At 60.3% G+C, this 15424-nt stretch carries 16 protein-coding genes; 10 read left to right on the plus strand and 6 right to left on the minus strand.

What is annotated here, in order from left to right; translation table 11 throughout:
• Positions 1-5: 5 nt before the first annotated feature.
• From ACJO3M_RS00700 to pilG, 5 genes are all read right to left on the minus strand, one after another.
• Positions 6-905 (minus strand): CheR family methyltransferase, encoded by a 900-nt coding sequence (locus ACJO3M_RS00700; protein ID WP_406998806.1) that lies wholly within the window; start codon positions 903-905, stop codon positions 6-8.
• Between the two features lie 27 nt (positions 906-932).
• Entirely contained in the window at positions 933-3008 is a 2076-nt protein-coding gene (locus ACJO3M_RS00705; protein ID WP_406998808.1) for a methyl-accepting chemotaxis protein, read from the minus strand.
• 90 nt (positions 3009-3098) lie between these two features.
• A complete protein-coding gene (locus ACJO3M_RS00710) occupies positions 3099-3644 on the minus strand; it encodes a chemotaxis protein CheW (RefSeq protein ID WP_406998810.1) in 546 nt (181 codons plus the stop codon).
• Positions 3645-3664: 20 nt separating this feature from the next.
• Positions 3665-4027, minus strand: coding sequence for a twitching motility response regulator PilH (gene pilH / locus ACJO3M_RS00715; RefSeq protein ID WP_406989502.1), 363 nt, complete (start codon positions 4025-4027; stop codon positions 3665-3667).
• Between the two features lie 32 nt (positions 4028-4059).
• On the minus strand, positions 4060-4452 hold the full coding sequence (gene pilG, locus ACJO3M_RS00720) for a twitching motility response regulator PilG (protein ID WP_008175635.1): 393 nt from the start codon (positions 4450-4452) through the stop codon (positions 4060-4062).
• Between the two features lie 294 nt (positions 4453-4746).
• On the opposite strand from pilG, the gene gshB reads away from it, so the two are divergent.
• The 8 genes from gshB to ACJO3M_RS00760 all read left to right on the plus strand — a co-directional run bounded on the left by gshB (position 4747) and on the right by ACJO3M_RS00760 (position 11689).
• The gene (gene gshB / locus ACJO3M_RS00725; RefSeq protein ID WP_406998812.1) at positions 4747-5694 is read left to right on the plus strand and encodes a glutathione synthase; all 948 of its coding nucleotides are present in this window, start codon (positions 4747-4749) and stop codon (positions 5692-5694) included.
• A gap of 2 nt (positions 5695-5696) precedes the next feature.
• A complete protein-coding gene (locus ACJO3M_RS00730; protein WP_406998813.1) occupies positions 5697-6563 on the plus strand; it encodes a TonB family protein in 867 nt (288 codons plus the stop codon).
• A complete protein-coding gene (locus tag ACJO3M_RS00735) occupies positions 6560-7126 on the plus strand; it encodes a YqgE/AlgH family protein (protein WP_406989499.1) in 567 nt (188 codons plus the stop codon). The genes ACJO3M_RS00730 and ACJO3M_RS00735 overlap by 4 nt, the downstream gene beginning before the upstream one ends.
• Positions 7119-7544, plus strand: coding sequence for a Holliday junction resolvase RuvX (ruvX, locus tag ACJO3M_RS00740; protein WP_406989498.1), 426 nt, complete (start codon positions 7119-7121; stop codon positions 7542-7544). The genes ACJO3M_RS00735 and ruvX overlap by 8 nt, the downstream gene beginning before the upstream one ends.
• Positions 7545-7584: 40 nt before the next feature.
• Complete coding sequence (pyrR, locus tag ACJO3M_RS00745; RefSeq protein WP_406998815.1) at positions 7585-8094, plus strand: bifunctional pyr operon transcriptional regulator/uracil phosphoribosyltransferase PyrR; 510 nt, start codon at positions 7585-7587, stop codon at positions 8092-8094.
• A gap of 41 nt (positions 8095-8135) precedes the next feature.
• The gene (locus ACJO3M_RS00750; RefSeq protein ID WP_406998817.1) at positions 8136-9149 is read left to right on the plus strand and encodes an aspartate carbamoyltransferase catalytic subunit; all 1014 of its coding nucleotides are present in this window, start codon (positions 8136-8138) and stop codon (positions 9147-9149) included.
• 50 nt (positions 9150-9199) lie between these two features.
• Entirely contained in the window at positions 9200-10453 is a 1254-nt protein-coding gene (locus ACJO3M_RS00755; protein ID WP_406998867.1) for a dihydroorotase, read from the plus strand.
• A gap of 216 nt (positions 10454-10669) precedes the next feature.
• The gene (locus tag ACJO3M_RS00760; protein WP_406998819.1) at positions 10670-11689 is read left to right on the plus strand and encodes a putative solute-binding protein; all 1020 of its coding nucleotides are present in this window, start codon (positions 10670-10672) and stop codon (positions 11687-11689) included.
• 38 nt (positions 11690-11727) lie between these two features.
• On the opposite strand, the gene ACJO3M_RS00765 is transcribed toward ACJO3M_RS00760, so the two are convergent.
• Positions 11728-12000, minus strand: a complete 273-nt coding sequence (locus ACJO3M_RS00765; protein ID WP_406989494.1) for an HU family DNA-binding protein — start codon at positions 11998-12000, stop codon at positions 11728-11730.
• 263 nt (positions 12001-12263) lie between these two features.
• Here ACJO3M_RS00765 and ACJO3M_RS00770 point away from each other — a divergent pair, with 263 nt between their 5' ends.
• Positions 12264-13328, plus strand: coding sequence for a hypothetical protein (locus ACJO3M_RS00770; RefSeq protein WP_406998821.1), 1065 nt, complete (start codon positions 12264-12266; stop codon positions 13326-13328).
• Positions 13329-13355: 27 nt separating this feature from the next.
• Positions 13356-15419, plus strand: coding sequence for a TRAP transporter large permease subunit (locus tag ACJO3M_RS00775; RefSeq protein WP_406998823.1), 2064 nt, complete (start codon positions 13356-13358; stop codon positions 15417-15419).
• Positions 15420-15424 lie beyond the last annotated feature (5 nt).

Genomic DNA, 15424 nt, shown 5'->3' on the forward strand with positions numbered 1-15424 from the left:
TCCGGTTATTCTTCGTCAGTCTGGCGTTTGATCCACGCCAGCACATGTTCCGAGGGTACCCTCTGTAAGCCAGGGGGCTGCCAGTCGGTCAGCTCTCCCTGGCCCAGGACCAGCAACCCCCCGGGCGCCAGCCTTTCTGCAAGCCGCTTCACGATTTCTCGCCGACGCCAGCGCCGGAAATAAATCAGCAGATTCTGGCAGAAGATAATGTTCATCCCGTGCATGGGAGCCTCGTTCAGGTCCAGCACGTTCAATTGGGTGAAACACACCCGTTCCCGGATACTTTCGGCCATTTCCACGGCATTTCGTTCCGCCGGTCGAAAGTACCTGGCCTTGAGATCGTTGTTCACGCCCGCCAGCTTGCGGGAATTGAACACGCCCTTGCGGGCCCTTTCGATGGCTGGCTTGCTGATGTCCGATCCGGTTACCCCGAACAGCGGTGGCAGCGCCAACTGGGTCATGCATTCATTCAGAATCATCGCCAGGGTGTAGGGCTCTTCCCCGCTGGAGCAGCCGACACTCCAGGCTTCCAGTGGTCGCCGTTTCAGCTGCTCCCTTGGCCGGGTCAGGACAAAGTCCGAGACGAACCGGAAGGCATCAGGGTCCCGGAAGAACCGGGTTTCCTGAACGGTCAGGCGGTCAACCAGGGTTGCCCACTCCACAATGGCATCGGGCCCGGATACGATTTTTTCGTAGTAGGCCTGGTAACTGTCGCAGCGGATTTCCCGCATCCGGATCCCGAGATTGGTCTCAAGAAAGGATCGGCGACCGGAAGCCAAAGTGATTCCGGTCCGCTGTTCCAGCAATGTTTGCCACTGGTTGAACTGCGCCTCATCCATTTCCGGAAGCCGGCGCAGGGACCAGACGCCCTCGGCAGGTGAGCGGTCGTCGCGTGTTTCAGCCATAAACCGTCAGTCGCCTCGGAAATTCGATCAGCCCACCACCGGGACGTCGCTGTCTTCCTCTTCCTGCTGTTCCGCCCCTTCTTCCTCGGGCAGGGTGAAGCCGGCAACGGAGGACCGCAGCTCGGACGCCATTTCTGCCAGGTTACCGATCGACTTCGCAGTCGCGTTGGTACCGGAGGAGGTCTGGGAGGTGATTTCCTGGATAACGTTCATCGTGTTGGAAATGTGCGCTGCCGAAGACGACTGCTGACGTGCAGCGTTGGAGATGTTCTGGATCAGTTCCGCCAGAGACATGGATACGTTCTCGATTTCCTCGAGGGCGATACCCGCGTCCTGGGCCAGACGGGCGCCACGGACCACCTCGGCGGTGGTGTGCTCCATGGAGATAACCGCTTCGTTGGTATCCGACTGGATCGTCTTGACCAGCGCTTCAATCTGCTTGGTTGCCGCAGAGGAGCGTTCCGCCAGGCGCTGAACCTCGTCCGCAACCACCGCGAAGCCCCGGCCCGCGTCACCGGCCATGGAGGCCTGGATAGCGGCGTTCAGGGACAGGATGTTGGTCTGGTCGGCGATGTCGTTGATCAACGATACGATGTCACCGATTTCCTGGGAAGATTCACCCAGACGCTTGATCCGCTTGGACGTTTCCTGGATCTGCTCACGGATGTTGTCCATGCCGCGGATGGTGTTCTGTACCACTTCCGCGCCTTTCTTCGCGATCGCAACCGACCGCTCCGCAACCGCGGAGGATTCAGCCGCGTTCGAGGATACCTGGTCGATGGACACCGCCATCTCGTTCACCGCCGCAGAGGCGCCGGCAATTTCCTGGGCCTGGTGCTCGGAAGCATCGGCCAGGTGCATGGCCGTGGCCTGGGTTTCCTGGGATGCCGAGGCAACCCGTACCGCTGTGCCACGAATCGCCTGTACCAGACCGCGCATCTGGTCGATCGCGTAGTTGATGGAGTCCGCAATGGCGCCGGTAAAGTCCTCGGTGACCGTGGCCTCAGTTGTCAGGTCACCATCTGCCAGGTCGGCCAGTTCGTCCAGCAGCCGCAGGATCGCGTTCTGGTTCTGCTCGTTCTGTTCCTGGGTGGTCGCCAGACGCTCCTGGGCTTCGCGGTATAGCACCACGCCGATCAGGACAACAATACCGACCATGCCGGCAAGGATGATAAAGGCCAGGGTCGGGCCGATCAGGCGGGAGCCGGCCTGCCCGGTAAACTTGTTGGCCAGGACGGAAATGTCGTCCAGCAGGATCTGGGAGTTCTGGAAGATGTCAGAGGCCGCGGTACGCACCTTGAAGAGGTCGGGAGAAGCTTCAAGGATGGCGTCAACGTTCTGGGAAACGAACTCGAACAGCTCGCCCACCGCTTCCAGGCCGTAGATGGCGTCTTCGTCATCTACGCGGGAGATGCCCATGGCCGGGTTGCCGTTCATCTGGCCCTCAAGTACGCGACCAAAGAGGCTGGCGTCACGGCCGAAACGGTCAGCGGCGATAACCGCGTCTTCGTCACCGGACAGTACGTTGTTTACAGAGCGAACGATACGCTCGGCCAGCAGGGACTGGCGCTGGGCCAGTGCCACCTGTTCCGCCGGGGCGTTGTTGTCCAGCAGGATCTGTACAATGTCATCGTACTCAACCTGCAGCTGGGGGATGGTTTCGTTCAGGGTTCGTGCCACTTCATGCAGGCCTAGGACCGCGTCCCGTGTGGACAGGATACTGTCGGCATTTTCACGAACCGCGTCCCAGTTGGCCTGAACGCTGCTTTCCCGGGCAAACTCGCTGGGAGGCAGGCCGGTTTCCGGGTTACCGTCAACCACGTAGGACCACAGTTGCTGGAACTCATCACGGGACCGGCGCAGCTGGTCGAAGGCCTCGGCGGTACCGCCTGCGGCTTCCGTCGCGTTCTTCGCGATTTCCTGTGACAGTACCCGCAGCTCGGAGGCGTGGGCGATGTATTCCTGATCGTTCTGGCTGTCCTTGTTAATTATGAACAGGACCACAACAAGCAGGACGGTGAGTGCAATCAGTGCGGCAATCAGGCCGGCAACGAGCTTGTTGCCTCCCTGTCCCATACTGAATCTTCCGGCTCTGTTTTTCATTTTCTGGCTCCCGGCCTTTTCATTATATTGGCAAGTTTTCTTCTGCGTGCATGGGCTGCAGGGATGACGCTCCTGCCATGGTCATCACCCTTACCACTGCGCAACGTCCAGAAATCGCTCGTCTTCCACCAGGTCGGCGGCGGAGAACACTTTCCAGACTTCTTCGTTCCGTTCATAGCCACCGTTAACAAACGGCTGAACGTTCGCAGGGACATCGCCGGGCGAGGCCACGAAGTTGTCCCGTGCGAAATACTGCATCCCGGATACGCTGTCGACCACCAGGCCGCTGAACACATCACCCTGTTCCACCACCAGTACCCGGCGCTCACGCTGACTGCGGGACGAGCGTGGGACATCAAAGAAGCCGGCAAGATCGACAAGGGGAAGGAGGCGGCCACGAACGTTGGCGGCCCCCATCATGAACGGCTGAACCCCCGGAATGTGCGTAAACCGGGGGACATGAAGGATTTCGGTGACTTCACCCATGGGCGCCACATAGCGTTCGCCCGCCAGAACAAAGCCGATGCCATTCCAGAGTTCAACGGCTTCCTGCTGTTCCGGCAGGCCGGCCGCCATGGACCGGCTGCGCTGGGCGATATCCGTCAGAACGGCAAAAGGGGCGGCCTGGGCGGACATGCGTACTCCAAGGTTGGGGATCAGGCAATCAGGCTGTTGATTGTTTTGATCAGGTCATCTTCTTTGACAGGTTTGACCAGGTAGCCCTTGGCGCCCTGACGGGTACCCCAGACACGGTCGGTTTCCTGATCCTTGGTGGTCACGATCACCACGGGGATAGAAGCGGTTTCCGGAGCACGGGTCAGCTGGCGGGTGGCCTGAAAACCGTTCAGTCCTGGCATGACCACGTCCATCAGAACCAGATCCGGAGTTTCAGCGCGGGCCTTGGCTACGCCGTCAGCACCGTTATCAGCAGTCAGTACTTCGTGCTGGTGCTTTTCCAGGATGCTTGAGATTTTCTTAACCTCGGTGGGGGAGTCGTCAACAATCAGAATGCGGGCCATGGTTTCCTCAATAGTTCTTTGCTTCGGCTGATTTACTGTTCCGCCTGGGGTACATATTGGCGGATGGTGTTGAGCAGCTCGTCCTTGCTGAACGGCTTGGTCAGGTACTGATCAGAACCGACAATACGGCCCTTGGCCTTGTCAAACAGACCGTCCTTACTGGAGAGCATGATGACCGGCGTCTTTTTGAAAGAGGAATTGTTCTTGATCAGTGCGCAGGTCTGATAGCCGTCCAGGCGGGGCATCATGATATCGACAAAAATGATGTCCGGCTGGGAATCGGCGATTTTCGCCAGAGCGTCAAAGCCGTCAGTTGCGGTGATGACCTCACAGCCGACTTTTTTCAGAAGGGTTTCTGCGGTGCGACGGATGGTCTTGCTGTCGTCGATCACCATAATCTTCAGATTCTCGAAGTTGTCATCCATTGTCCAACTGCCTTGCGCTCTGCGACTGTCGTTATTTTAAACGGGGTTTTTAACACAAACCTTGGGGTTCTTCTATAAATCCCGCTCATTTATAGAGGATCGATGGCCGGATAAAAAGCACAACTTTGTGACTAAATGTACTTCTGCCCGCAACGTCACGTTATACACCCCGGATTTCTGCGGATGCATTCAAAGCTCGGGTACAATACCATCAGTGTTCACAGCATAGCACTTAATCTATCCTTCGCTCTGCTGACCGGTTCGTGTTTTTAACCCTGGAGCTCAAGAGGCATTATGACAGTCCGACTCGGGATCGTGATGGACCCCATCGAGAAGATCCACTTCAAGAAAGACAGCTCGCTGGCGATGTTGCTGGCGGCCCAGAAACGCGGTTGGCAGATTGAGTACATGGAGCTCCCGGACATGTACCTGAAGGGCGGGCAGGCCAGGGCGCACACCCGTGACCTGACGGTGCACATGGACCCCGAGAACTGGTACGCCTTCGGCGCTTCCCAGGACCGTGCGCTGGGCGACCTGGACGTTATCCTTATGCGCCAGGATCCGCCGGTGGACCGGGAATTCCTGATGGCTACCTACATTCTGGAAGCCGCCGAACAGCAGGGCGCGCTGGTGGTGAATCCCGCCGCGACCCTGCGTGACTGCAACGAGAAACTGTTCGCCACCCAGTTCGAGGACCTGACCCCGCCGCTGATTGTCACCCGGTCCTCCACCCGCTTCCGTGAATTCTACGCCGAGCATGGCGATATCATCATGAAGCCGGTGGACGGTATGGGTGGCCGTTCCATCTTCCGCGTCAAGGAAAACGACGCCAACCTGGGGGTGATCATCGAAACCCTCACCCACTACGGTGCCCACCAGGCCATGGCCCAGAAGTTCATTCCCGAAATCAGCAACGGCGACAAGCGCATCCTGCTGATTGACGGCGAACCTGTGCCCTACGCGCTGGCGCGGATCCCGTCCCAGGGCGAGAATCGCGGAAACCTGGCGGCCGGCGGCCGTGGCGAAGGTCGTGAACTGACCGACCGTGACCGGGAAATCTGTGAACGGGTGGCGCCGGTCATCAAGGAGAAGGGGCTGATTTTTGTGGGTCTGGATGTGATTGGTGACTACCTCACCGAAATCAACGTCACCAGCCCGACCTGTATCCGTGAACTGGATGCGGCCTTCGGTATTGATATTTCCGGGCAGCTGATGGATGCCATCGAGAAGCGGTTGAAGTAACAATGGCAGCGCAGGTAAGTGATTTCGACCGGTTTTCCTTTACCCTGTTCATGGCGCTGGCCGTGCACGCGGTGATTGTCCTGGGGATTACCTTCGCGCCGGAGTCGCCGCGCTCTTCCGCGCAAACCATGGAAATCACCCTGTCGCAGTTTGACGATGAAACCGATCCGGACGAGGCCGACTTCCTGGCCCAGACCAGCCAGCAGGGCAGCGGGACCGAGGAGGAAGCGCAGGAAATGACCTCGCCGCAGCCGACGGACGTCAGTCAGCCGGACATTGCCGAGGTTCAGCCGGAGCCGCCGTCCCGGACCGAGCCGGTGCAGCAGCAGGATCGCGAGACTGTAAAAACCGATTCGGCGTCCAGTCGCCAGATCCGGGAGCCGGACGAAGCGGTGGAACCGACGGAAGAGCCGCTGCCGGTGCGTGAGAAAAAGAGTCTGATGGAACGCAGCCTGGAAATTGCCAGCCTCGAAGCCCGGTTTGATGCCCAGCGTCAGGCCTACGCCAAGAAGCCCCGCATCATGAGGGTAACGGCGGCGTCTACTCTGCGCTCAAGCAATGCCTGGTACGTCCAGAACTGGATCACCAAGGTGACGCGGGTCGGCAATATCAACTATCCAACGGAAGCGCGGCGGGCCGGTATCTATGGCACACTGAGAATGCTGGTTTCTCTGCAAAAGGATGGCACAATCAAAGAAGTCGCCATTCTGCAATCCTCCGGCAGCACCGTGCTGGATGATGCCGCCATCCGCATCGTGCGCATGGCCGCACCATTCGCGCCGTTCCCGGACAGCATGAGAGAGGAGGTCGACGAGCTTGAAATCATTCGAACCTGGTCTTTCCAGCGACGGGGGCTGACATCGGGATGACGGCATCAAAACACTCTCCCAACAGTTTGCGTCACCATTTCCTGGTGGCGTCTCCCTACCTTGAGGATCCGCGCTTTCACGGAGCGGTGATCTACCTGTGCGAACATTCCGACGACGGCGCCCTGGGCCTGATGATCAACCACCCCCTGGACATTCACCTGGGGGAAATCCTCGAGCAACTGGACATGGAAGGCGGCGAACTGGACCTGCCGGTCTTCAGCGGTGGCCCGGTGCAGCCTGAGCGCGGCTTTGTCCTGCATTCACCCGACACTACCTGGCACAACACCGCCCAGGTGACCGATGACGTCATGCTCACCACTTCCCGGGATATCCTGGAAGGCATCGGTTGTGAAGAGGGGCCGGAAGAATTCCTGGTGGCTCTGGGGTATGCCGGCTGGGGAGAGGGGCAGTTGGAAAGCGAGCTGGGCAGTAACTCCTGGCTGACCTGCCCGGCCAATACCGATATTCTGTTCCGCACCCCCTGGGACAAGCGGTACGAGGCGGTGCTGAAGCTGATCGGCATTGACCTGAACCAGTTGAGCGAGTCCATCGGCCATGCCTGAGGCAGGTAACCGCCGGGTTATGGCGTTTGATTTTGGCACCCGTCGCATCGGTGTGGCCACCGGCCAGCAGCTGTTGGGCACCGGCCAGCCCCTGACCCTGTTGCCGGCCCGGGATGGCATTCCGGACTGGGACGTCATCGGCCAGCTGCTGGACGAATGGAAGCCGGACCTCGTGGTGGTCGGCCTGCCCCTGAACATGGACGACAGCGAGAACGACATGTGTGCCCGCGCCCGCAAGTTTGGCAAACGCTTGCACGGTCGCTTTCACGTGCCGGTGGAAATGGTTGACGAGCGCCTGACCAGTTTTGAAGCCAAGGGTGAGGTGATGGCCGGTGGCGGCAGCCGCGATTTCGGTCGCCACGGCGTGGATGACCGCGCCGCCGTGCTGATCCTGGAAACCTGGTTTCACCAGCAGTAAATCCCGCCGGACACAGCCGGTGGCGTTAAGTGAGGGAATAATGACCGCATTGCTTGATATGAACCGGTTGCTGGACGAGCTGGAGGCCGGATTGCGTGACATCATGGCCGACCGGGGCGTGGAATCCCCGGCGCTGATCGGTATTCGTACCGGCGGCGTCTGGCTCGCCGATGTCATGAAGAAGCGTCTGGAGCTGGAAGAGCCCTACGGCGAACTGGACATCTCCTTTTACCGGGACGACTTCAGCCGTATTGGCCTGAACCCGAAGGTGAAGCCTTCCAGCCTGCCGTTCAGTACCGAGGACCGCGACATCATCCTGATTGACGACGTCATCATGAGTGGGCGCACCATTCGCGCGGCGATGAATGAGATCTTCGATTATGGCCGCCCGGCCAGTATCATTCTTGCCACACTGATTGATCTCGGTGCCCGGGAGCTGCCGATCCAGCCGGATGTCACCGGCAAGGTCCTGGCGCTGGAAAGTCATCAGCGGGTAAAACTCCGCGGCCCCGATCCGCTGCGCATCGAATTGCAGGAAACCGGGCAGTAACCACCGCGAAACTCTCTCGTGAACAGGCGAACAGGCGACCCATGACTGTAGACCAAGCTCCAAACCAATCCCTGCAGCTGACCACGGATGGCCAGCTGCGGCACTTCCTGACCCTCGACGGGCTCGATCGCGCCCTGCTGACTGACATTCTCGATACCGCCGATTCCTTCATTGAAGTGGGCGAACGCACCATCAAGAAAGTACCGCTGCTTCGGGGGCGCACGGTGGTGAACCTGTTCTTCGAATCCAGCACCCGCACCCGCAGCACCTTCGAGCTGGCGGCCAAGCGGCTGTCCGCCGATGTACTCAACCTGGATATCAGCACCTCGGCCACCTCCAAGGGCGAATCACTGTCGGACACCCTGCTCAACCTGGAGGCCATGGCCAGTGACATGTTTGTGGTGCGCCATTCTCAGAGCGGTGCGCCCCACTTCATCGCCGAGAGCGTGACCCCGGGCGTCGCCATCATCAACGCCGGTGACGGTCGCCATGCCCACCCCACCCAGGCGATGCTCGACATGCTCACCATCCGCCAGCACAAGGGCGGCTTTGAGGGCCTGAAAGTGGCCATCGTTGGCGACGTACTGCATTCCCGCGTGGCCCGCTCCCAGATCCGCGCCCTCAACGAGCTTGGCGCGGCGGAAGTCAGGGTCATCGCTCCGGGCACGCTGCTGCCCCGGGACGTGGAAAGCCTGGGCTGCACTGTGGAGTACGACATGCAAAAAGGCATGAAGGATCTGGACGTAGTGATCATGCTGCGACTTCAGAGAGAGCGGATGGAAGGGGCACTGCTGCCCAGCGAGAGGGAATTTTATCGCCTCTATGGCCTCAGCCAGGACAAGCTGGCGCTGGCCCATCCCGAATGCATTGTGATGCACCCGGGGCCGATCAACCGTGGGGTGGAAATTGAATCTGCCGTGGCCGATGGCCCCCAGTCGGTGATCCTGAATCAGGTCACCAACGGCATCGCCATCCGTATGGCGGTGATGTCCATGGCGATGGGCGGGCAGGTTTCAGAACGCAACCAGAAACAGGCCGGGAGGGAGCAGGCGTGACGGTAACCAACAACACACCTGGACTATCCCTGAAAATCATCAATGGCCGGTTGGTACTGCCGGGGAGTGACGAGCTGACCGAGGCGGCCGTTGTGATCACGGATGGTGTGATCAGCGCTGTTGGCAAGGCAGCCGAGACCGTCAACTCCGATGAGATCTTTGACGCCGCCGGCAGCATTGTCGCGCCGGGCCTGGTGGATCTGTGCTGCAACCTGCGGGAGCCTGGCAACGGGCAGAAAGGCAACATCGCCTCGGAAACCCGCGCGGCGGCACGCGGCGGCTTCACCACGGTGTGCGCCTCACCGGAGACGTCACCGGTCAATGATTCCGGGGCGGTCACCCATCTGATCCGGGACGGAGCCCACGCCCGTTCGCCGATCCGGGTACTGCCGGTAGGCGCGGTGACCCGGGGTCTGGAAGGGGAGCTGCTCAGCGATATGGCGGGCCTGTCCTCCGCCGGCTGCGTGGCATTGGGTAACGGTGGCCGTGGTGTGCGCAATGCGCGCATTCTCCGTCGCTGCATGGCTTACGCCAAAACCTTCGGGTTGACGGTGATGTTCAGTCCGGAGAACCAGGCGCTGGCGGCGGACGGTTATGCCCACGATGGCCTGGTAGCCTCACGCCTTGGCCTGCTGGGGATTCCGGAAGTGGCGGAGACCGCCTCGGTGATGGAAATGCTGTTGCTGGCGGAGGAAACCGGTGTGCGCCTGCACTTGAGCCAGCTGTCGTCGGCGCGCAGTGTGGAAATGGTCGCGGATGCCCGCCGTCGCGGCATCGCCGTCACCACCGATGTCGCCATGCACCAGTTGCTGTTCACCGAAGACGCCCTGTCCGGGTTTGACAGCCGTTTCCACTTGCGCCCGCCATTGCGGGCCGAGTCCGATCGCCAGGCCCTGCTGGCCGGTGTCCGTGAGGGTGTGATTGATGCCATTGTCAGCCAGCACCAGCCCCACGATTCTGCCGCCAAACAGGCGCCTTTGGGAGCGACCGAACCGGGCCTGTCCACCATCGAGAGCACCCTGTCCATGGGGCTGATGCTGGTGGCACGTGGTGAACTGACCCGGTCCGCGTTGCTGCGGGCAATGACCACCGGACCGGCGGCTATCCTCGGGCGGTCGGCCAGCCTGGCGCAGGGCGAGGCGGCGGACCTGTGTATTTTTGATCCGGACGCAACCTGGACCCCGGGGGAGGACAGCCTGGTGTCGGGTGGCCGCCACGCGCCGGTGATGGATGAAGCTATTCCCGGCGTGGTCAAGCTGACCCTCTGCGAGGGTCGCGTTGCCTGGGGCCCAGGCGTGCTCTGACCTGGTTGCCCCGGCAAGGAAATGCGGCAGAGGTTGCCCCGCCTCTGTCGAGCCCATCACAGATTCTCACCTTGTTGCTGAAAAGCCCTTGAAGGCAGGCACCTGTGCCAACGTATTCTTGTGACACCCGACCTAATCTCAGGTCAGGGTCTCACGATGTACGGGTACAACAGGATGTGCCCGCCGTCTGACAATAATAATTCAGGAGTTATCCCCGTGAAATCAGCTAACCTCCCGCAACGGGTGGCAGCCGCTGCCGCCCTGTGTGCCAGTCTGTTTCTGGCGCCTGTCAGTCAGGCCGAAGAATCCATAATCGAACGAAGTTTTTGTGTCTTTGACCCGGTCGGTGCCAACGGTCCGCTGTTCGCCATCACCAAAACCTTCCAGCCCGAGGCCATGAAGCAGGGTATCAAGCTCAACCTGCGTGCCTACACGGATGAAAAAGTGGCCGCCGAAGATTTCAAGGCCGGCCAGTGCGATGCCGTCCTGCTGACGGGCACGCGCGCCCGTGAATTCAACAAATTCACCGGTACTCTCGAAGCCATGGGTGCGGTCCCCGGCGAAGAGGAGATGCGCCTGCTCTACAACACCCTGAGCCAGCCCAAGGCCCGCCAGTTCCTGGTTGACGGTCCCTACGAAGTGGCGGGTGTGTTCCCCGGCGGCGCGGTGTATCTGCATACCCGTGATCGTTCCATCGACTCAGTGGAAGAGCTGCAGGGCAAGCGTATCGCAACGCTCGACTTTGACAACGCGTCGGTGCGCATGGTGCGCCACGTGGGTGCGTCCGTGGTGGGGTCCAATTCCGCCAATTTCGCCGGCAAGTTTAATAACGGCAGCGTGGATCTGGCCTATGCTCCGGCCGTGGCCTACGCCCCGCTGGAGCTGTACAAGGGCGTGAATCCCGACGGCGGGGTGTTCAAGTATGCGCTGGCGTACATGAACTTCCAGGTCATCATCCATCGTGACCGTTTCCCGGATGACGCAGGTCAGATGGTTCGCGACCAGGCCATCAAACGCATCGATGAGGCCTACGAGATCATTGCCCAGGCCGAAGCCGAAATTCCGGAAGATGTGTGGATGCATCCCCCGCAGGAAGACGTGGCGGAATACGACAAGATGCTGCGCAAGGTGCGGTTGTCCCTGCTTGAGGACGACGTATACGACGAGCGTGCGATCAAGCTGATGAAGGCGATTCGTTGCCGGGTGGATGGCTCCCGGTCTGAGTGTGCTTCCTGAGGATTGGGTGAAGGCCCGCACTCGCGGGCCCGGTCAGCTTAGCTGATCGCCTCTTTCAGTGCCTTGCCGGCCTTGAACCCGACGGTCTTGCTGGCAGGTATTTTGATGGTGGCGCCGGTCTGTGGATTGCGTCCGTCGCGGGCTTCGCGAGTGCGGATGTTGAAAGTGCCGAATCCGATCAGGGTGGTGTCTTCGCCTTTGGAGGCCGCCGCCGAAATCTGGTCGGTCACGGCGGTAATGACCTCGCTGGCTTTCTCGCGGGTCAGGCCGGTCTTGTCGGCAATGGCGGCTGCCAGTTCAGGTTTGCGCATCGGGTACTCCTTGTTGTCGTTTTTGGTGTCAAACCGGCGGCAAGCCAGCCGCAGGCTGAACAAATCTATAGTGGGTTTGGCTGCAATGTGCAAACCCATGATGATAAAGGATAGCGTTTTACCGTGTTCATTTGCGGTGCGGTTCTCATAAAAACAGAGGTTTGTCCGCCATAATGCGTGCCCGGTTACAAACGGTAACGCTTCGCAAGCGGTGGTCCGGGCGGCCCGATTGCTCTGAAAACAAAAAAGAAGGTGCAGAAGTTATGAAACGTTTCCAGAAAGCTGCGGGACAGTGGTTGCCCGGCATCGCAAAGCTGCGTGGCGTGACCGCGGCAGTGGTTGCCAGCGTCGCCCTGAGCGGATGTGGGGTAGTGAACCACATGGTTTACAAGACCACCGGTGATGTTCTTCAGGGGTTCTCCCGAAACCATACCGTACCCTATCTGCTGAGCACCGATGATCTGGCCATGGGGTGCGCCATGAGTGAGACAACCGCTCCGTTGTTGATGTCGTTTGGTCGGGTAACCAATGAGCCGGACCAGCTTGCGGTGATGCTGTATCTGTCGGCCGCTGGTTGTGCCGATGAGCAGGCCCGTGAACACGAACTGACCGGACTGGCTGCCCTGGGTAACATGGATGGTAATGCCGCTGAAGACGCGATGATCCGCCAGAAGCGTGCTCACGCCCTGGCTGCCAAGCGCTATTTCCGTAGCTGGCAGCATCACAATGCATACTACGGCGAGCCCGGTAATGGCGAGTGCCCCGACTTCGATGACGACCTGGACGAATTCATCTACATGGCGGGCCTGTTGTCAGGACTTCAGGCGCTGAACGCCGAGATCCAATCCACCTCCGCTATTGGTGTGCCCAAGAATGTGGGCTCTATGGTAGGCAGGGCAACCAGCTGTCTGGATAGTGACAAGTGGTGGGGCGCGCCGATGGCGCTTCGAGCGACCATTTGGGCGATGATTCCCGGGGCCATGCCAGAGGGCGAGAACGCCTTCGAGCGGCTGGAGATGTCCGACCGGCAGGGTAAAAAAGCGGGTGTTCGCCTCAGCCATGTCTTCCACGCGATTGCTGCCATGAACAAGGGCGACAATGAGCGTCTGCGTGACGTGATCCGCAGTCATGCGGAGTCCATTGAGGAAACGCCTTCGAACGAGGAGTGGGCCTTCGTCGATGCCATGTCGACACAGATGATTGTGGCCATTTCCGATCGCCTGTGGGTTGAGAACACCGGCCATCGAACGCCGATGGGCCGCCTGGGCACCTTCTGGGATGACGAGCCGGAAGACGTTGAAACCATGGATCTGGATGATCTGCTTTAACCCATGATGTCTTCAGGGCGCGCCGTTATGTCCCAGGTTGGTTTTCGTCGTACCGGGCTGGAGTGGTTTTCCTCTCTGCCCGCGTGTCTGCTGTTGCTGGCGGTGGTGCTGTTTTCCACCAGCAGTGATATTCACAACCAGATGCTGGGGGCAGGGGAGCAGATGTGGGGTGGCTACTACAAGCTTCGCTCCGACCTGGTCCAGCCGACCTGTGATCCCAACCGCGATATTGAGGCCGCTGTTGAGCAGGAGCTGTCCGAGCCGGGTGGCTCCGAAAACCCCATGGCGGCATTGCTGGGTGAACAGGAGAAAGACCCGGCGGATGTCCGCCTTGCCATCGAGCGGTCGGTGGCGGATTGCCAGGCCAGCTTCGCCAGCTACGAGAACCTGAAGGACAAACTGACCCCCGGTGTCCGGGCCTTTCGTGCCGTTGAGTTATTCATTGCCGACCTGATTGCGTTCGGCCTGGAATCCCAGCGTTACATCCTGGTGATCCTGGTAATGCTGTGCGCGGTGACCGCAACCCTGACACGCCACCACATTGCCATGCGGGCCATGGAAACCCGGCTCGATTACACCGTATCCCATACTCTGCAGACCATCGCCAACGCCATGTTGCTGGGCTCCAGCGTGATTTTCCGGCAATCGAGCCTGGGCAGCGACACCTCCATGTCACCGGAAGCGCTGCTCCTCCACAACCTGTGGATCATCGGTTTTTCCTGTCTAACCCTTGCCAGCCTGTACCGTTTGTTCCGGGTACCCGATGACCTGAAGGACGGCGGCAGCTTCAACAAGGCTTTCCTGGCGGTACCGCTGTATACCCTGATGTGTCTGATCTCGGGCACCTACTTTGCCCTGATCGGGCATGCCTCCGGCATCGGCATCTATCTCGGCAAGATGATGGAGCTGGCGGACATGTTCCTGAATGTCGGGCTCTACGTCTGGGTAGGGATGATGCTCAAGCAGACACGGCTGGCCACACTGGTCTTCAACGTGTTTCGTCCGTGGCGGATGCCGCCGGAGATGCTGGCCGTGGTTGCCGTGCTGGTGGCGGCGGTACCGACGGCCTATACCGGCGCCTCAGGCATTTTCGTTATCGCCGCGGGGGCAGTAATCTACAGCGAATTGCGGGCCGCGGGCGCGCGCCGGCACCTGGCCCTGGCCGCCACCGCTATGTCCGGCTCCCTGGGGGTGGTGCTACGCCCCTGTCTGCTGGTGGTAGTCATCGCCTATCTTAACCGGGAGGTGACCACCGACGAGCTGTTTGGCTGGGGTATCTGGGTGTTCGTGCTGACCGCCATGATGTTCATGACCGTGGCGCTGACGGTCAACCGCCAGAGCAAGTTTGATCTGGCACCGTCCGCTGAGGCATTCCCGGCCATGATGCAGGCCCTGCGACCACTGATTCCCTACGCCCTGGTGATTGCCGGCGTGGTGCTGCTTTACCGTTTTGCCCTGGACGTCAAGATGGACGAGTTTTCGGCGCCGCGCCTGTTGCCGGTGATCATGCTGGCGATACTGCTGTTCGAGCACGTGACCCTGAAGAAGAGCGCGCGCCGCGCCAGTGAGGGGCCTCCGCACCAGGGCCTGGAAAGCAGCCTGCGGTCAGCCACTAACGACACCACCGCCGAGATCGGGGCGCTGCTGCTGTTGCTTGGGCTGTCCGTGAGTATTGGCGGTGTTATCGAGCGCTCCCAGCTAATGGAAGCCTTCCCCCAGGCCTTCGACAGCGCCTGGTCCGCAATGCTGCTGATGGTTGTCATCCTGGTGATCCTTGGCATGATCATGGACGCCTTTGGCGCCGTCATCCTGGTGACCGCCACCGTGTCCACCATCGCCTACAGCAGCGGGATCCACCCCATTCACTTCTGGATGGTCACCCTGGTGGCCTTCGAACTGGGCTACCTGAGCCCGCCGGTGGCCCTGAACCACCTGCTGACCCGACAGGTGGTCGGCGAAGCGGAAGTGCTGGCGGCGCAGCAAGAAGGCGGCACTTTCTACCAGCGCCATGAACGCATCATCATGCCACTGATTGCCATGGGTATATCCCTGGTGCTGGTGGCGTTCGTGCCGTTGCTGTTCTACGGCTGAGTGCG

The sequence above is a fragment of the Marinobacter alkalisoli genome (genome assembly GCF_045449795.1).
GTDB lineage: Bacteria > Pseudomonadota > Gammaproteobacteria > Pseudomonadales > Oleiphilaceae > Marinobacter.